The 16,723-nt window shown below is 71.9% G+C and carries 16 protein-coding genes; 9 read left to right on the forward strand and 7 right to left on the reverse strand.

Annotated elements, in window-relative coordinates:
* Position 1 precedes the first annotated feature (1 nt).
* The 3 genes from FAF44_RS03505 to FAF44_RS03515 all read right to left on the reverse strand — a co-directional run bounded on the left by FAF44_RS03505 (position 2) and on the right by FAF44_RS03515 (position 4,309).
* A complete protein-coding gene (locus FAF44_RS03505; RefSeq protein ID WP_237101519.1) occupies positions 2-2,140 on the reverse strand; it encodes a hypothetical protein in 2,139 nt (712 codons plus the stop codon).
* Between the two features lie 216 nt (positions 2,141-2,356).
* Positions 2,357-3,133 (reverse strand): class I SAM-dependent methyltransferase, encoded by a 777-nt coding sequence (locus tag FAF44_RS03510; protein WP_237101520.1) that lies wholly within the window; start codon positions 3,131-3,133, stop codon positions 2,357-2,359.
* A gap of 102 nt (positions 3,134-3,235) precedes the next feature.
* Positions 3,236-4,309, reverse strand: a complete 1,074-nt coding sequence (locus tag FAF44_RS03515; RefSeq protein ID WP_237101521.1) for an ABC transporter substrate-binding protein — start codon at positions 4,307-4,309, stop codon at positions 3,236-3,238.
* 354 nt (positions 4,310-4,663) lie between these two features.
* Between FAF44_RS03515 and fdxA the strand changes: the two genes are divergently transcribed.
* The 3 genes from fdxA (at position 4,664) to FAF44_RS03530 (ending at position 6,920) form a co-directional block, all read left to right on the forward strand.
* Entirely contained in the window at positions 4,664-4,990 is a 327-nt protein-coding gene (gene fdxA, locus FAF44_RS03520; RefSeq protein ID WP_237101595.1) for a ferredoxin, read from the forward strand.
* A 108-nt stretch (positions 4,991-5,098) separates the two neighbouring features.
* Positions 5,099-6,169: a succinyldiaminopimelate transaminase gene (gene dapC, locus FAF44_RS03525; protein WP_237101522.1), complete on the forward strand. Its 1,071-nt coding sequence runs from the start codon at positions 5,099-5,101 to the stop codon at positions 6,167-6,169.
* A 91-nt stretch (positions 6,170-6,260) separates the two neighbouring features.
* The gene (locus FAF44_RS03530; protein WP_237101523.1) at positions 6,261-6,920 is read left to right on the forward strand and encodes a DUF4178 domain-containing protein; all 660 of its coding nucleotides are present in this window, start codon (positions 6,261-6,263) and stop codon (positions 6,918-6,920) included.
* A 22-nt stretch (positions 6,921-6,942) separates the two neighbouring features.
* Here FAF44_RS03530 and FAF44_RS03535 read toward each other — a convergent pair whose 3' ends face one another.
* Positions 6,943-7,800: a hypothetical protein gene (locus FAF44_RS03535; protein WP_237101524.1), complete on the reverse strand. Its 858-nt coding sequence runs from the start codon at positions 7,798-7,800 to the stop codon at positions 6,943-6,945.
* Between FAF44_RS03535 and FAF44_RS03540 the strand changes: the two genes are divergently transcribed.
* From FAF44_RS03540 to FAF44_RS03565, 6 genes are all read left to right on the forward strand, one after another.
* Positions 7,799-8,632, forward strand: coding sequence for a 2,3,4,5-tetrahydropyridine-2,6-dicarboxylate N-succinyltransferase (locus FAF44_RS03540; protein WP_237101525.1), 834 nt, complete (start codon positions 7,799-7,801; stop codon positions 8,630-8,632). The two genes, FAF44_RS03535 and FAF44_RS03540, sit on opposite strands and share 2 nt — an antisense overlap.
* Entirely contained in the window at positions 8,632-9,687 is a 1,056-nt protein-coding gene (dapE, locus tag FAF44_RS03545) for a succinyl-diaminopimelate desuccinylase (RefSeq protein ID WP_237101526.1), read from the forward strand. The genes FAF44_RS03540 and dapE overlap by 1 nt, the downstream gene beginning before the upstream one ends.
* Before the next feature lie 239 nt (positions 9,688-9,926).
* On the forward strand, positions 9,927-10,724 hold the full coding sequence (locus FAF44_RS03550; RefSeq protein ID WP_237101527.1) for a TIGR00730 family Rossman fold protein: 798 nt from the start codon (positions 9,927-9,929) through the stop codon (positions 10,722-10,724).
* Between the two features lie 11 nt (positions 10,725-10,735).
* Positions 10,736-11,320 carry a TIGR00730 family Rossman fold protein gene (locus FAF44_RS03555; RefSeq protein WP_237101528.1) on the forward strand — a complete coding sequence of 195 codons (585 nt, stop codon included), beginning with the start codon at positions 10,736-10,738 and terminating at the stop codon, positions 11,318-11,320.
* Between the two features lie 93 nt (positions 11,321-11,413).
* The gene (locus tag FAF44_RS03560) at positions 11,414-12,151 is read left to right on the forward strand and encodes a hypothetical protein (RefSeq protein ID WP_237101529.1); all 738 of its coding nucleotides are present in this window, start codon (positions 11,414-11,416) and stop codon (positions 12,149-12,151) included.
* 41 nt (positions 12,152-12,192) lie between these two features.
* Complete coding sequence (locus FAF44_RS03565) at positions 12,193-12,699, forward strand: DNA-3-methyladenine glycosylase I (protein ID WP_237101596.1); 507 nt, start codon at positions 12,193-12,195, stop codon at positions 12,697-12,699.
* Here FAF44_RS03565 and FAF44_RS03570 read toward each other — a convergent pair.
* From FAF44_RS03570 to FAF44_RS03580, 3 genes are all read right to left on the reverse strand, one after another.
* Positions 12,659-14,872: a polysaccharide lyase 8 family protein gene (locus FAF44_RS03570; RefSeq protein WP_237101530.1), complete on the reverse strand. Its 2,214-nt coding sequence runs from the start codon at positions 14,870-14,872 to the stop codon at positions 12,659-12,661. The two genes, FAF44_RS03565 and FAF44_RS03570, sit on opposite strands and share 41 nt — an antisense overlap.
* A gap of 126 nt (positions 14,873-14,998) precedes the next feature.
* Positions 14,999-15,775, reverse strand: a complete 777-nt coding sequence (locus FAF44_RS03575) for an enoyl-CoA hydratase-related protein (protein WP_308193274.1) — start codon at positions 15,773-15,775, stop codon at positions 14,999-15,001.
* A 2-nt stretch (positions 15,776-15,777) separates the two neighbouring features.
* A complete protein-coding gene (locus tag FAF44_RS03580; protein ID WP_237101531.1) occupies positions 15,778-16,572 on the reverse strand; it encodes a PaaX family transcriptional regulator C-terminal domain-containing protein in 795 nt (264 codons plus the stop codon).
* Positions 16,573-16,723 lie beyond the last annotated feature (151 nt).

Consider the following 16,723-nt stretch of genomic DNA (forward strand, 5'->3'; position numbering starts at 1 on the left):
CTCAGTCCAGTAGCTCGAGCAGGTCGCGGTCGCCGCGTTCCCTGAGTTTGCCGAGCAGCTCAGGCAGCGGTGTGGGGCCGGACATGCCGATCCTGGTGGCGATCACCCTGGCCGCCTGGTCCCGGGTGCCGCCGGGGGCGGTGTACCCGACCAGGCGCAGCGCCTTGGTGATCTTCTCGGCCCCCTGGGCGGCGACCGGCAGGTGCCTGGCCCGCAGCACGCCCTCGTCCGAGAGCGTCAGGAACAGGTGGCCGCCCTCCCGGGCGCCCACGTCCATGAGGAGCCGTTCGATGCTCTGCAGACTCGGCGTGCCGTGCCAGACCATGGTCAGCTCGCCCGCGGCGCTCCTGACCGTCCGGCTCTCGCCCGGCGACAGGCCCAGGTACGACGCGAACCCGGTCGGCAGCGCCGCCTCGCCACCGGCGAGCTGCTCGGCCGTGACGTCGATGCGCAGCCACCAGCGGCCGTCCGGCTGCCGGAAGCAGCACCGCGTCTGGGAGACGTCCTTCAGCGGCTGGTACGGCTGGTCCTGCTCGCCGTTGGCCTCCTGCGGGGCCGGCGGGGCCGTCGGGGTGAACGCCTGGAACTGCGGCGGCGTCTGGGCCGGGCCGAAGGCCGACCCCACCAGCTCCGCGGGCGGCTGCGACTGGTTCTTGTTCGGCTTGCGCTGCGGCAGCGGCGGCGGGGACTCCTGGGGCGGCGGGGCCAGCGTGGCCAGCACGAACTGCCACGCCGGGACCTCCAGCGCGCGGATCTCCCTGTTGTGCCAGTCGGCCGCGCCGATCAGCTCCTCCTTGGGAGCGGCCGGGCCCAGCGTCTTGACCAGGTCCTCCAGGTGCGCCCGGTACGGGGCCGCCTCGTCGCTGGCCAGCCAGCGGTCCAGGCGGGCGCGCAGCTCGCCCTCGGTCGCGGAGATCTCGGCCGCGGGGACGGCGAACAACTTGGCGAGCTGGTCAACAGCCGAGGGCTGGTCGGTGAACACCCGGTTCTGCGCCACGGCCCAGGTCTTGTCGTCCAGGCCGGCGAACGCGGCCTCGATGAGCTCGGGCAGCTCCTTCGCGGCGGCGGGCTCCTGGCCGGCCCCGGGCTCGTCGTCCTCGAGTTCGTCCTCGGTCCGGGGTCCGTCGGTGTCACCGGCCCCGTGCGCGATCTCGGGCTCGTACGACTCGGGCTCGTGCGACTCGGCCTGGAGCGGCTGGGCCTGGAGCGGCTGGGCCTGGAGCGGCTGGGCCTCCTGGACGGCGGGCTCGTCGGCGGGGGCCGGCACGGGCTCGGGGGAGTCCGGCACGGACCCGGCCTCCGGCGTGACGGCGTCCTCGGCCCGCTCGGCCGCCTCGGGCTCGTCGGCGCCGGTCACCGGGCCGTCGTTGTCGACAGCGGCGGCGTCCTGCTGCTCGGCTGCGGCCTCCTCTGGGGCTTCCTCGCGGAAGCGCGCGTCCGCCTGCGGTTCGCCGGTCTCCTGAGGAGCGGGGACGTCCTCGATCTCCTCGTCGAGGACGTGCACGATCCGTACGACCGGCTCGTCCTCCACATGAGGCGCGGGCTCCTCGGCGGCCTCAGCGGCGTGCTGCGCGGCGACCGGCTCCGGAGCCTCCTCCGCGCCCGCCTCCTCGCCCTCCGGCCCGGCAGCGGCGGGCTCAGGCTCGTCTGCGGCGCGCGAGCGCTCGACCGGCTCCTGCGCGACAGGCGCGACAGGTGTGGCAGGCGCGACGGGCTCGACCGGCTCGGCGACCACGACAGGTTCGACGGCCGCGGCGGGCTCGGCGACCACGACGGGCTCGGCGGATGCGGCGGATGCGGCGGATGCGGCGGGCCGGGGCGCGGCGGGCGCATCGGCGCCGCGCGGATGCGCGAGCCGCACCAGGACGGCGGAGAACAGCGTGCTCAGCACCGGCCGCGCCTGGATGAAGGGCTGGTCCACCAGCTCCCTGCCGGTCAGCGAGAGCAGCCCGGCCCACGACCCGGCCCGGTCGAGCGCGATGGCGACGGCGGGCTCGTCGGCCTCCTCCGGGTCCAGGACGTGCAGCGCCGGCAGCACGTCGCCCACCGCCGCCGCGGGCCAGTGCTCCAGGGCGATCTCCGTCAGCAGCTCACCCAGCGAGTCGGGGCCGATCGCCGCCAGCACGCGCGGTATGGGCAAACTGCGCCACCACGCATCCGGCAGGTCCGGCTGCCCGGTGAGTAGCGTGATCGTCGACGCGTCGCTCCACCTCAACGGTGGTACGAGGTCGCTCAGGCAGAAGTTCATCCCGTTCCGTTCACCCCTCACGCCGCCGCAGCGGTGCAGCCATAATCTCGCCGCCCACGGAACAGACCATAGTCCGGCAAATCAGCCCTACGCATCATGCTCGACGCATCAACGCCGAACAGCGGCAAAGCGTAGACGCACGTAGTCGGCCATCCAGCCAGTCTCCCTGCGAAGCGCGGGCGCGGCCAGTTCGTTCACGCGCCGGAGCAGGGGCTCCACGATCTCGGGGGGAAGCCCTTCGAGCACCGATGCGGCGAACATGCGCACCCAGTCGGCGGCCCCGCCGGGGCACTCGTCCAGGGAGGTCGGCCGGTCGAAGTATTCGAGCAACCTGACGACGAACCCCTCCTGCTCGAGGCGGCGGGCGTACTCCGCAGGCGTGGGAAAGTACCACGGGAGGTCGGGTTCGCGCAGGCCGTACTCCCGCCAGGCGGTCAGCATCGCGGCGGTCAGCTCGGCGCAGTTGCCGGCCCCGCCCATCTCCGCGACGAAGCGTCCGCCAGGCTTGAGAGCCTCGCGGACGCTGGCGATCACGGCGCCGGGGTCGCGGGTCATCCAGTGCAGGGCCGCGTTGGACAGGACCGCGTCGTACGGGTCCACGACCGTGAAGTCGTGCCCGTCTCCGACGATGAAGTCGATGCCCGGATACTGGGCGAGCGCCTTGTTGATCATGGCGGCCGAGCCGTCGATCCCGAGGACCTCGGCGCCCCTGGAGGCGAGCTGCGCCGTCAGCACCCCGGTCCCGCACCCGAGGTCGAGCACGCGCTCGCCGGGGCGCGGGTCCAGCAGGTCGACCAGTGGCGCACCCTGCGTGGAGACGTAGCCGAAGCTGCTGTCGTAGGCGCGACTGTTCCACCGCTCCAGGCTCGGTGTGTCGTATCGCAAGACGATCAGCTCACATTCGATCAGACATCGGGCCCCCGTGGCCGTGCTGTCTGTTCACTTTAGAGCCTGATCGTCCCTACGACATATCAAGTCACTTCGCACTCATCCCACGCTCTTCGCCCACTCCTTCTTCAGGTACGCCTTCGCCGCGTCTGCCTGCGGAATCGTCATGAGCACCGGCGGGCCGGGCGCCTTGGGCAGTTTCGCGGCCTGCTCGGTGTCGAGCGTGCCCCTCATGAGCATCGCCTCGCCGCGCGCCGGCCGGGCGAAGCCCTTCTGGAGCAGGTTCTGGCCCTCGTCGGAGAACAGGAACTCCTGCCACAGCCGGGCCGCCGCGGGATGCGGGGCGGCCTTGGCGATCGCCTGGACGTGGTACTCGCCGAGCGCCGCGTCGCGCGGGATCGTCACCTGCCAGGCGTCGGGGTGGTTCGCGCCGCGGGCCGCGTTGAGGTGGTCCCAGGCGATGATCACGTTGGCCTTGGCCGGTTCGGTGAGCCGGCCGGCCTGCTTGAGCTTGGTGAACAGCGCCACGCCCCGCTCAGCTTCGGGCACCCCGGCCTGCATCGAGGCCGCCATGACGCCGTCGAAGGCCGCCGCCGAGCGCAGCGGGTCGCCGTCGAGCGCGACCTGGTAGCCGGGCTGGAGCAGGTCGGCGAAGGAAGCCGGCGGCTTGACCGCGCGCGGGTCGTACCCGATGGAGGTGTAGCCGCCGTAGGCGGCGTACCAGGCGCCGGCCGGGTCCTTGACGTGGTCGGGCAGATCCTGCCAGCCCTGCACCTTGTACGGGGCGAAGCGGTCGGCCCCCGAGACGGCCATGTCCAGGTTCAGGTCGAACACGTCGGGTTTGAGCTTGGCGGCGATGTCGAGCTGCCGCCCGCTGCTCGCCCCTGGCTCCAACTGGTTGACCTTGATGTCGTACTTGTCGGCGAAGGTGTCGATGATCTCGCCGTAGTTGACCCAGTCGCGGGGCAGGCCGATCACGTTCAGCTCACCCTCGCGTTTGGCAGCCTCGGCCAGGCGCTCCATGGAGCCGAAGCCGGTCTTCATCGACCCGGCCTGGACGTTGACCGGCGGCTGGTTCTTGGTCTCCGCGGTGGTGGTGGAGTCCGTGGACGACGCGCCGCATCCGGCGCTGGCGAGGATGGCTGCTGCGGCGGCGCAGGTACGTACAGTCACACAACAAATACTTACTGCTACATTCGCCCAGGTCGAGGAGGCGCGGCCGGAACGACTTTGGCGGCGACGAGGCTCTCTTCGGGGATGGCCACCACAGTGCCGTCCCTTTTGCGAACTTCGAGTACTCCGTCCGCCCACGACACGAGAATGCCGACCGCGTCTCGAAACCCGCCGGGAACCCGGCTGCGCGTGGTGATCCGGGCCCCTATGTCCAGGCTTGTGATGGAGATGACAAGGCGTGCGGCCACGAGTTTGCCCCCCTCCGTTTCGGCCAGCAGGCAAGCACGGCAATACTAGGGCGTAGCAAACCGCGGTCAGAGTCGTGCCATGGTGCTGGAGAAGAAGGAGCTCGAGGTGACCTACGTCATCGCGCAGCCTTGCGTGGACGTCCTGGACAAGGCGTGCATCGAGGAATGCCCCGTCGATTGCATCTACGAGGGCGAGCGCATGCTTTATATCCACCCCGACGAGTGCGTGGACTGCGGCGCGTGCGAGCCGGTGTGCCCCGTCGAGGCGATTTTCTACGAGGACGACCTTCCCGAGCAGTGGAAGGATTTCTACAAGGCGAACGTGGACTTCTTCGAAGACCTCGGCTCGCCCGGCGGGGCCTCCAAGGTCGGCAAGATCGACAAGGACCACCCGGTGGTGTCCGCCCTGCCGCCGCAGGGCGAGGACCACTGACGAGTCCCGTCAGCACCGTGCGCGGGGGCATCCGGCGGCTGCGGATGCGCCCGTTCGCACGGCGTGCGCCCGCGCCGCAGTACGGCAACCCGAACACCCTGGAGAATCGTGAACAAGCTGCCTGACTTCCCCTGGGATCGGCTGGAGCCGTACAAGGAGCGCGCTCAGGCGCACCCCGACGGGATCGTCGACCTGTCGATCGGCACACCCGTCGACCCCGTGCCGCAGCTCGTCCAGGACGCGCTCGCGCAGGCGTCCGACAGCCCCGGCTACCCGTTCACGCACGGCACCAGGGCGCTGCGCGAGGCCGCCGCCGGCTGGCTGGCCCGCAGGCACGGCGTGACCGTCGAGCAGCAGGACGTGCTCCCGCTGCTCGGCTCCAAGGAGTTCGTCGCCTGGCTGCCCACCTACCTGGGCGCCAGGCGCGTGGTCTTCCCCGAACTGGCCTACCCCACCTACGACGTGGGCGCCCGGCTGGCCGGGGCGAGCGGCACGGCCTCCGACAGCACGCTCGCGCTCGGTCCCGAGCCCGTCGACCTCGTCTGGGTCAACTCGCCGGGCAACCCCACGGGCCGCGTGCTGCCCGCCGAGCACCTGCGCAAGGTCGTCGACTGGGCCCGCGAGCGCGGCGCGGTCGTGGCCTCCGACGAGTGCTACATCGAACTCGGCTGGGAGGAACAGCCGGTCTCGATCCTGCACCCCGACGTCTGCGGCGGCTCTCACGAGGGGCTGCTCGCCGTCCACTCGCTCTCCAAGCGCTCCAACCTGGCCGGCTACCGCGCCGGGTTCGTGACGGGCGATCCCGTCCTGGTCAAGCGGCTGCTGGAGACACGCAAGCACGCGGGCATGCTCATGCCCCAGCCCGTCCAGGCGGCGATGACGGTCGCGTTCGGCGACGACGAGCACGCCGACCGGCAGCGCGAGCGCTACGCCGCCCGCCGCGCCCTGCTGCGCCCCGCCCTGGAGAAGGCCGGGTGGAGCATCGACCACTCGACGGCGGGCCTGTACTTCTGGGCGTCGAACGGGCAGAGCGCCTGGGATCAGGTCGGCAAGCTTTCCGAAATCGGGATTTTGGTCGCCCCCGGTGAGTTCTACGGATCCGCAGGTGAGCGGCACATCCGCATCGCCGTCACCGCCACCGACGAACGGATCGGTGCGGCGGTGCGCCGCCTCCAGTAGGATCGCCCGTCGAAGCCCGGCGAATGGGCTCGCACGCATACATAAATAAGGGCTAACGCCGAGGCAGACCGCGAGTGGAGCGAGCTGATCGATGAGCGTGACCTCCATGGTCGTACTCGGACTGAGCATCGCCACCGTCCTGCTGCTGCTCGGGGCCTTCTGGGCCACGATGCGGCCGGACAGGAGGGGCCGCCGCGCCGGCGCGCGGCCCGCCGAGGTCGCTCCCGCCGAGGCCCCGCTGGCGGCGCCGGTGAGCGCCCCGGGGCAGGCCGGCACCGACTACACCGACCCGCGCACGATCCGGGTGGGCGACCGGATCGAGGTGCTCGGGGCTCCCTCACGGGTGCTGGGCGTCATGCACGTCTCGTGGCAGGGCCAGCAGTGGGTCGAGTTCCTGCTGCGCGACGGCACGCGGCGGTCGCAGTGGTTGTCGATCGAGGTGGTGGCGGGCAGCCCGCCGCATCTTGAGGTGCAGCTCTGGAACGATGTGCCGACGCAGGGCATGGTGCCGGCCAAGAGCATGCTCATCATGGAGGGCGTCGAGTTCTTCCCGATCGAGCGGGGCACCGCCGCCTTCCGCAGCGAGGGCGAGACCGGCCACCCCGACCGGGGGCTGCTCGACTTCGCCGACTACCGGGCCTCCGACGGGCGGCTGCTGTCCTTCGAACGCGTCCAGGGCGGCTCCTGGACGGCCGGCTACGCCCAGCCGCTCCCGCCGGGCTCCATCTCCATCGTCCGCCGCGCCTCCTGACACCACGGGCGGCCCCGCGCCGTCAGGCGAGCTCGACCTTCCCCGCGCCGGCCGAGCCGCCCGGCCGCCACCCCTCCGCCTCGATGTCGTTGGACCAGGTGGCCCCGCTGTAGCCCACCCGGCTGAGCGCGTACTTCTCGGCGTGCGCCACCCACCAGGAGGCCACCAGCCACCCCCGGCGCTTCGTGGTGATCGCCAGGCTGCCCAGCGCCCTGGTGAGCTGCTTGCGCGCCTCGACGGTCCTGGGCTGCGGCACGGGGCTCTTCTTGACGGGATACCAGCAGCGCACGGCCTGGGGCACCCGCCCCGTGAAGGCGGCGGCCAGGATCTTGGCGTCCGGCTCGTGCGGCGCGTACGCGTAACCCCCGGCCGAGCGCTGCACGGCCTGGGCCGCCTCGGCCAGCGGGATCTTCCGGTAGTCCTTCACCTTGACCAGCGCGGCGAAGAACTTGTTGGTGGCGTACACGGGGTCCATGAGTTGCTTCTCGGTGCCCCATCCCTGGGACTCCCGCTGCTGGAACACGCCGACGGAGTCGCGGTCACCGTAGTCGAGGTTCTGGATCTTCGACTCCTGCAGCGCCGTGGCATACGCGATCACCACGGCCCGCTCGGGCAGCCTGCGCCGCGCCGCGACGGCCGCGATGGTGGCGGAGATCTGGGCCTGCTCGGGAAGCAGGCTCAGGACGCCGTCGGGAGTCGTGACGACGCAGAAGGGCTCCTCCTGAACCAGTGGGGAGGGCACCCTCCGCATCAGGTGATAGAGGCCGGCGGAGACGCCCACGGCGAGCACGACGACGATGATCGCGATGGTGATGACTCCACGTGAGAAGCGCAGGCGCACCCTGAAGAACCTACCCGGCCGGATAAGCTGCGAGGCCATGAGTCACGTGAGCACCTCGTCACCGTTGCCCCCCGTGGTGGACGAGTTGTGGGAGCGCCGCGCCGAACTGTCGCCGGCCGACGCCGAGGCGCGCCACCTGGTGGTGGGCGCGGTGGACCTGCTCGACCGAGGCGAGGCCAGGGTCGCCGGCGTCGTGGACGACGAGGTCGTCGTGGACGAGCGGGCCAAGCGGGCCATCCTGCTCAGCTTCAAGGTGCTGGGCCTGGCCCGCTCGCAGGTGGGCGACTTCCAGCACCGCGACAGGCACCCGCTGAAGAGCTCCTTCGACGGCGTGCGGGTGGTGCCGGGCGCGATCGCGCGCTGGGGCTCGTACCTGGGGCCGGGCGTGGTGCTGATGCCGTCGTTCACGAACATCGGCGCGTACGTCGACTCCGGCACGATGGTCGACACCTGGGCCACCGTCGGATCGTGCGCCCAGATCGGCAAGAACGTACACCTGTCGGGCGGGGTGGGCATCGGCGGCGTGCTGGAGCCGCCCACCGCCGTGCCGGTCGTCGTCGAGGACGACGTGCTGATCGGCAGCCGGTCGATGATCGTCGACGGGGCCAGGGTCGGCCAGGGGGCGGTCGTCGGGGCCGGGACGATCCTGTCCGCGTCCATCCCGGTGATCGACACCGAGACCGGCGAGGAACTGGCCCGCGGCCGGATCCCCCCGTGGTGCGTGGCCGTGACGGGCACGCGGATGAAGGAGTTCCCCGGCGGCACGTTCGGCCTGCCGTGCGTGCTGGTGATCAAGCGGCTGGAGCCGGGGCGGCGGCACGACAAGGCGGCGATCAACGCGACGCTGCGCGAACACGGAGTGAACACCTGATGCTGGACCTGACCCAGGACGTACGCGACCTGACCGCCGCGATCGTGGACATCGAGTCGGTGAGCGGCGCCGAGAAGGCGCTGGCCGACGACGTCGAGCGGGCGCTGTTGGCGCTGCCGCACCTGACGGTGGCCAGGTCGGGGGAGACGGTCGTGGCCCGCACCGGCCTGGGCCGCCCCGAGCGCGTGCTGATCGCCGGGCACCTCGACACCGTCCCCGTCGCCGCCAACCTGCCCAGCCGGGTGGACGGCGACCTGCTCTACGGCTGCGGCACCTCCGACATGAAGGCCGGCGTGGCGGTCGCCCTCCGGCTGGCCGCCACCGTGCCCGCCCCCACCAGGGACGTCACGTACGTCTTCTACGACTGCGAGGAGATCGAGGCCGAGCGCAACGGCCTGACCCGGGTCGCCAGAGACCACGCGGGCTGGCTGGCGGCCGACTTCGCGGTGCTGATGGAGCCCACCGACGGCGTGATCGAGGGCGGCTGCCAGGGCACGCTGCGCGCCGAGGTCACCGTGACCGGCAAGCGGGCGCACAGCGCGCGGTCGTGGTTCGGGGTCAACGCCGTGCACGGGATCGAGCCGGTGCTGGCCAGGCTGAACGCGTACGAGCCGCGGCGGCCGGTGGTGGACGGCCTGGAGTACCACGAGGGGCTCAACGCGGTCGGCGTGCGGGGCGGGGTCGCCGGCAACGTCATCCCCGACCTGTGCGTGGTGACCGTCAACTACCGCTTCGCGCCCGACCAGTCGCTCGAGGAGGCGGAGGAGCACGTCCGCGAGGTGTTCGACGGGTTCGCGGTGAGCGTCGTGGACGCCGCGCCGGCGGCCAGGCCGGGGCTGACGCATCCGGTGGCGGCGGCCTTCACCGCGGCCGTCGGCGGCGCTCCCCGCGCCAAGCTGGGCTGGACCGACGTCGCCCGCTTCTCCGCGCTCGGCGTGCCGGCCGTCAACTACGGGCCCGGCGATCCGAACCTCGCGCACCAGCAGGGCGAGTACGTGGCGCTGCCGAAGATCGTCGAGAGTGAGCGCGCGATGCGCGACTGGCTCACAATATGAAAGTGGCCTTCCTCGCCGGCCATTTGGCGGGGAAGACCACTTTCAGTCCCGAGCAGCACCCTCATGCGATTAGACGCGGGGGAGTCGAAATTCGGTTCCACGCTTTCTTCAAGATTTTTTCGACTCCTGTTCCACCGCTGCTACCTGCGCTTTCGCCGGAGGAGGGCAGTCTCGGGAGCCGATCGGGCAGTGACACGGGCGGGGAACCCGCCGCCGCGGGAGGGACTAGCGTGAGCCGCATGGAACAGAATCGCCGGGAACGCCGCCAGGGTCAGGCCGTGGTCCGGGGCAAGCTCGTCCCCAGCTCCACCCACGACCAGCGGCTGCTGGAACGTCAGGGCTCCTCCGACTGGGTGCACATGGATCCGTGGCGGGTGCTGCGCATCCAGGCGGAGTTCGTCGAGGGCTTCGGGCAGCTCGCCGAGCTGCCGCCGGCGGTCACCGTCTTCGGCTCGGCCCGCACCAAGCCCGACTCCCCCGACTACGCGATGGGCCGGGCGCTCGGCCGCTCGCTGGCCGAGGCGGGCTACGCCGTGATCACGGGCGGCGGGCCCGGCGTCATGGAGTCGGCCAACCGGGGCGCGCGCGACGTCGACGGCGCGGTGTCGGTCGGGCTCGGCATCGAGCTGCCGTTCGAGCAGAGCATGAACGACTACGTCGACCTGGGCATCGAGTTCCGCTACTTCTTCGTGCGCAAGACGATGTTCGTGAAGTACTCCTGCGGCTTCATCGCCCTGCCGGGCGGCTTCGGCACGCTCGACGAGTTGTTCGAGGCGCTCACCCTGGTGCAGACCCACAAGGTCACCTCGTTCCCCGTGGTGCTGATGGGCACGGAGTTCTGGGGCGGGCTGCTCGACTGGGTCAAGGGCTCGCTGCTGGGCAGCGGGAAGATCGCGCCGCAGGACCTCGACCTGATCAGCATGACCGACGACGTCGACGAGGCCGTGCGCATCATCGCCGACGCCGACCGGGCCCGCTCCAAGCAGCGCCAGGAGGAGGACGCGGCCGCCGCCGTCCAGACGGCCGAGCCCCAATAGGCTGTGCCGACGTGAACATCTGCGTCTACTGCGCCTCCAGCCTCTCCATCGACCGGAAATACCTCGAACTCGCCGCGACCGTGGGCGCCGAGCTCGCCAGACGTGGCCACACCCTGGTGAGCGGCGGTGGCTCCGTCTCCTGCATGGGGGCCGTCACCTCGGCGGCCCGCGCCGCCGGGGGCCGTACCGTCGGGGTGATCCCGCAGGTGCTGGTGGACATGGAGGTCGCGGACGAGGAGTCCGACGAGCTGATCGTCACGGCCGACATGCGCGAGCGCAAGGGCGTCATGGACGCCCGCTCCGACGCGTTCCTGGTGCTGCCCGGCGGCATCGGCACGCTGGAGGAGCTGTTCGAGATCTGGACGGCCCGGGTGCTCGGCATCCATGACCGCCCGCTGGTCCTGCTCGACCCCTGGGGCCTGTACCGCCCGCTCAGGGAGCTGATCGAGGGCATGTACGACGAGGGCTTCACCCGTCCCGACGTCTTCGACGCCATCTCCTGGACCACGACCGTGGAGCAGGCGTTCGCGCACCTCGAAGCGCGCGCGCAGCCGGTCCGGCCCAGCGTCGCCGAGCTCGGCGAGGCCGCGGGCTGATCCGCGCGGGCGGCGCGCTTCGGCGGTAAGCGCGAAATGCGCGACTTGTGGTGGACCGCTAAATGCGGTCCACCATGTGAGTACGATGCCAATGTGCTGGTCATTCTCGCCATCGCCGCCATCGCCATCTTGGCCTGCGTGGTCCTGGTCTCCCTGGGCAGGGGCGGTGAGCTGGCCGAGTTCCCGCCCGACGTGCCGCCGCTCGAGCTGCCCGAGGCCGGCCGGCTCGATGCCGCTGACATCGTCGCGCTCCAGTTGCCGGTCAACCTGGTCGGCTACCACACGCAGAGCGTCGACGAGACGCTGCGCCGCGCGGCCGGGGCCATCAGCGTGCGCGACACCCGGATCGCGGTGCTGGAGCAGCGGGTCTCCGAACTGCTGTCGAGCCGGCTGCACGCGCGCCAGGAGAGCTACGCCGCGCCCGGGTTCGGGCCGCGCACCGAGCACACGCCCGAGGCCCCCGCCGAGCCGCGCGTGCTGCCGGAGTCGGGCGACCCGGTCTCGGCGAGCGGCGCCTCGGTGTCCTGGGACGGCGGCGGCACGGAGCTGACCCACCTGCCGGAGGAGCCGGAGTGGCGGGTGCTCCGTCCGGCCGGCGCGGCGCTCAACGGCAAGGCCGACACCGACGACCAGGCCGCGAGCGAGACCGCCGAGGAAGCCCCCAAGCCCGACACGGAGCCCGAGACCGAGCCCGAGACCAAGGCCGGCACCGAGCCCGACACCGAGTCCGACACCGAGCCCGACACCGAGCCCGACACCGAGGCCGCGACCGACGACGAGGGACGGCCCGTGCGGGCCTCGACCGCCAAAGACGGTGACGACCGCCCGTGACCGAGCAGATCCGCTGCGCCTGGGCGGGCCTGGCCGACCCGATGTACCTGACCTACCACGACGAGGAGTGGGGCCGCCCGGTCAAGGGCGACGACGCCGTCTTCGAACGTGTGTCGCTGGAGGCGTTCCAGTCGGGCCTGTCATGGCTGACGATCCTGCGCAAGCGGGAGAACTTCCGCGCCGCCTTCGACCGCTTCTCGATCCCGAAGGTGGCCGCGTACACCGAGGAAGACGTCGAGCGCCTGCTCGGCGACGCGGGCATCATCCGCAACCGGGCCAAGATCGAGGCGGCGATCGGCAACGCCAGGGCTGCGCTCGACCTGCCGGGCGGCCTGTCGGAACTGGTGTGGCGCTACGCCGACCCCGGCGCGCCCGTACCGCGGACGACGGCCGACGTGCCCGCGATCACGCCGGGTTCGAAGGCGCTGGCCAAGGAGCTGAAGAAGCACGGCTTCAGGTTCGTCGGCCCCACCACGGCCTACGCGCTGATGCAGGCGATTGGCCTGGTCAACGACCATATCGAGGGCTGCGTGGCCCGTACGCGCTGAGCTCCACGCTGTGCGAGCGCCCCAGCGACCCGCCGACCCGCACCGCGATGACCGGCCGCTTGCCGGTGCGCACGGTGACCGTGTCGTCGGCGCGCACGACGCCGCCGGCCGCGCGGTCGAGCGTGATCGTGACGACGTCCACCGTCCGGCTCGGGTCGGCCACGGCGAGCACGATCCGTTCGCTGGCCCGGCGCAGCATCACCACGCACGGCGCGTCCACGTCCAGGATGCCGACGCTGCCCGCCGCCCAGAAGGTGGCCCCGAGCAGCGCGCGCGTCTGTACGGCCTGCAGCGTCGGCGTGTTGCTCAGCACCCGCGCGGGCCGGTTGCCGCGGAAGGCGCGGGTGCGCTCACGGGTGGCGTTCGGCAGCAGCACGTAGGAGTAGTCGGCCTCCAGCGGGTTCACGCCGTGGTCGAACCAGAACGTCACGTAGCGGCGCGTGACGGGCTCGAAGGCGCCCGCGGTGTCGTCGCCCTCGTTGATGTCGCGCCAGCGGCCCGTACGCGTCTCCACGAGCGTCCGGGCGCCCTCGAACACGTAGCCGCCCGTGCCCGGCAGGTGCATCCAGCCGTCGCCGACGTACGGCTCGGCGTCGGTGGCGCGGTTGTCGATCACGGTCTCGATCGTGCGGCCGTCGAAGCTGGTGATGCCGCTGCCCAGCGCCACCACGGCCGAGTCGAGGCAGAACCACGACTTGCGCGCCCGCAGGCTCACCCCGTCGCCGATCAGCTCCATGGCGCTGACGCCGTACAGGTCGTCGAGCACCACGCCGCCCGCCCACGGGCTGGGCGGCCGGTGCACGCTGAAGTCGAGGTTCTCGCGTTCGAGGGTGTCGACCGTGGTGCCCGGCAGCCGGTACGGGTTCACCGTGGGCCAGAAGTCGTCCCCGTAGTGTCCCAGGTCGCCGGTGTAGACGTAGGTCATGCCGTCGCCGGTGTACCAGCCGTGCAGGTTCTCGCGGTTGATCGCCTCGTAGGCGGCGGTCCGCCGCGAGGACATGCTGATCGCCACCGCCCAGCCGGGCCGCCGGTGCACCACGCGGTCCATCTCGGGGAACACGTGGTGCCCGGCGGGCGAGGGCGCGGCCTCGACGGTCTTGTCGTCCAGCACCGCGACGGCCCTGCGGGTCTGCGGCACGTTCGCGTGCCGGAGGTAGGGACGGGCGGCGCCGCGCTCGATCCACCCCTTGGCCAGCTCCTCGAACCGGCTCCGGTACGGCTCGGGCGCGCTGCGGGCCAGCAGCAGCACGGCCCCGATCGCCTCGTGCCCCGCCACGCTGTCGGAGAAGGTCTGCCTGGTGGCGGCCCGGCCCCTGACGGTGTCCATGAGCAGCCCGTCGTGGACGAAGGGCGCGAAGGAGCGCTCCACGGCGTCCAGCACCACCCGCTGCCCAGGATCGGTGATCTCCCACGGTGACCCGTGCAGCAGCGCCACGGTCTCGGCGACCGCGATGAGCAGCGACAGCCCGTACGAGCCCGTGTAGGCGACCACGGCGTGCTGGATGAACGAGCCGTCGCGGTGGAAGCCGTCGCCGGACTCGGCGTAGCCGAACACGCTGTGCCGCCCGCCGTCGCGCACGTCGGAGAGCCCGTCGCGGGCCAGCGCCAGCTTGTCCGCACGGCGGCCGGCCACGCCGCGGAAGGCGACGATGGAGGCTTTGTCGGCCCGGTTGGCGCCGCTCTCGCTGGCCTCGGGACGGCCCGCGCGGCGGTCGGCGTCGGGGCAGAAGCGGTCGATCGCCCCCAGGTACGCCTCCAGCCGGCCCGCGTCGAGCCGCTCGCCGAGCAGCACGCATACCCGGCTCAGCTCGGCGGGTGTGCCGATCTCCCAGAACCACCAGTTGCCGGTCTCGGGCAGGCGCTCGTTGTAGTGCCGCTCGTACAGCAGGTCGAGCGCCTCGGCCAGGCGGGTGGCCACGGCGTCGTCGCCGTGCTGCGCGGTGCCGGGCGTGGCCCAGGCGGTCGCGATCTGGCGCAGCCGGCCGTAACTCCCTGTCACGTTCCCCGGGCGGCCCTCGAGCGGGAGGTCCGGCCAGATCAGGCCGGGCACCATCTGGGCCAGCCAGGTGGCGGCCCGCTCGCCCAGGGCGGCCAGCGGCCGTTCGTAGGCCGGGTCGGACACGTCGAAGTCGCCACCGGTGAGCAGGGCCAGGGCGGTGGTGCGGAGTGCCACGAAGTCGCCCGGGGCAGGGTCACCCGGGGCAGGGTCACCCGGGGCGGGGTCACTCGGGGCCGGCTGACGCGGGGCGTCGGAAAGGCGCATGGCGCTAGCTTTACCCATCCGAGGGTGGTGGATCAGTTACTCTCCGTCGAAGGTCGGCGCTTCTTTCGCGAGAAAGGCCCTGGTGGCGTGGAGATGGTCCTGGGTTGCGACGCATCTGTCCTGGATGTCGGCCTCCATGGCCAGCGCGTCGGGCAGCGCGTGCGCCGAGGCGTAGGCCAGCGCCCGCTTGGTGGCGGCGTAGGCCAGGGTGGGGCCGCTCGCCAGCCGCGCGGCCAGCTCGCCGGCGTTCTTCAGCAGCTCGTCCGCGGGGACGACCCGGGTGACCAGGCCCAGCTCCAGCGCGCGGGCCGCGCCGAGCGGCTCGCCGAGCAGCATCAGCTCGGCGGCGCGGCCCCGGCCGATGAGGCGCGGCAGCGTCCACGACGCGCCCGAGTCGGGCGCGAGGCCGATCCCGGCGAACGCCAGCGCGAACGTGGCCCGCTCGGAGGCCACCCGCAGGTCGCAGGCGAAGGCCAGCGACGCGCCCGCGCCCGCGGCCACGCCGTTGACCGCGGCCACCACCGGCTTGGGCATGGTGGCGATCAGCTCCACGATCGGGTTGTAGTGCGCGCGTACGGTGTCGGCCAGGCCGCGGCCCGCCTCCAGGTTGGCGGCGTGCTCGCGCAGGTCCTGGCCCGCGCAGAAGGCCCGGCCCGCGCCGGTGAGCAGCACGGCCCGGACCGCGCGGTCGGCTGCCGCGCGGCGCAGCGCCTCCAGCAGCGCCTGCTTGAGCTCGGCGGTGAGCGAGTTCATCGCGTCCGGACGGTCGAGTGTGACGGTGGCGACGGCGTCTGCCAGGTCGTAACGGATCACGGTCAAAGCTCCCTGTCGACGAACGCGGCGGCTGCGGGCAGCAGCCTGGCGGCCTCCTGCTCGAAGTAGGCCCTGGCCCGCTCGCCCGGCCACTGCGCGGGCAGCAGTTCGGGCGGCAGCCCAGGGTCGCGGAACAGGAAGTTGCGCCAGCCGTGCACGAGCCGGCTGCGCGTGGCGAACACCTGGTCGGCCGGGGCCCCGCCGGGCAGCGTGCTGATCAGCGTGACAGCCTCGGCGTGCCAGTGCTCGTACGCCTCGCCGATGGCGGTCAGATCCCAGGCCCTGGCGACCAGCTCGCGCGGGTCGCCCTCCAGCGCCGCGTCGAACCGGTCGGCCCGCACGCCCTCGCCGTCGAGCAGGTTGTCCAGCTCGATCGACGAGCGCGGGCCGATCCAGGTGGTCTCCGACAACGACGCGTAGCCCAGGAACGTCAGGTCGGCCCGCAGCCGCTCCCGCTGCGGGCGCTCCTTCACCGGCTCGAAGACGATCAGATGCCAGCGGCCGTGCCAGGTGAGCGTTCCGGCTCGGTAAATTCTCAGTGCCGCCTCATCAAGCCGCCTGACACACTTCGGCGTCAGCCCGTAGCCGGCTCCCTGAGGCAGCCTGAGCGGGCGCAGCCAGCCTTGCCGGACCATCCGCGAAACCGCCGTACGGACCGCGGGAGCGGCGATTTCCAGGGGTTTCATCAGCCTGACGAGCGCGGCGACGGACGCTTGGCCACCACGCGAGCGCAGATGGTCTCCGTAGAGATCGAACAGAGCGGCGCGAGCGTGCACGAAGTCCAGTTTGGACGTCATCGCACGCCTCGACAACGCATTCTGGGAGGAGATCGTTACCCATGAGGGCTCTCGATGCGGGAGAATAGGACATCACAGAAGACGTGAATGCGCCGACCACCCCCTCGGGAGGTCGGAAATCGCGGGCCGCGGGAGCCCAAGGCAGGAAGGG

Source organism: Nonomuraea sp. MG754425, from assembly GCF_021699195.1.
GTDB lineage: Bacteria > Actinomycetota > Actinomycetes > Streptosporangiales > Streptosporangiaceae > Nonomuraea.

Bases quoted from the DNA above. Each gene is read 5' to 3' on its own strand.
- FAF44_RS03530 (WP_237101523.1), top strand. From the start codon at position 6,261: ATGAGCGTGACCTCCATGGTCGTACTCGGACTGAGCATCGCCACCGTC.
- FAF44_RS03540 (WP_237101525.1), top strand. From the start codon at position 7,799: ATGAGTCACGTGAGCACCTCGTCACCGTTGCCCCCCGTGGTGGACGAG.
- FAF44_RS03535 (WP_237101524.1), bottom strand. From the start codon at position 7,800: ATGGCCTCGCAGCTTATCCGGCCGGGTAGGTTCTTCAGGGTGCGCCTG.
- dapE (WP_237101526.1), top strand. From the start codon at position 8,632: ATGCTGGACCTGACCCAGGACGTACGCGACCTGACCGCCGCGATCGTG.
- FAF44_RS03550 (WP_237101527.1), top strand. From the start codon at position 9,927: ATGGAACAGAATCGCCGGGAACGCCGCCAGGGTCAGGCCGTGGTCCGG.
- FAF44_RS03565 (WP_237101596.1), top strand. From the start codon at position 12,193: ATGTACCTGACCTACCACGACGAGGAGTGGGGCCGCCCGGTCAAGGGC.
- FAF44_RS03580 (WP_237101531.1), bottom strand. From the start codon at position 16,572: ATGACGTCCAAACTGGACTTCGTGCACGCTCGCGCCGCTCTGTTCGAT.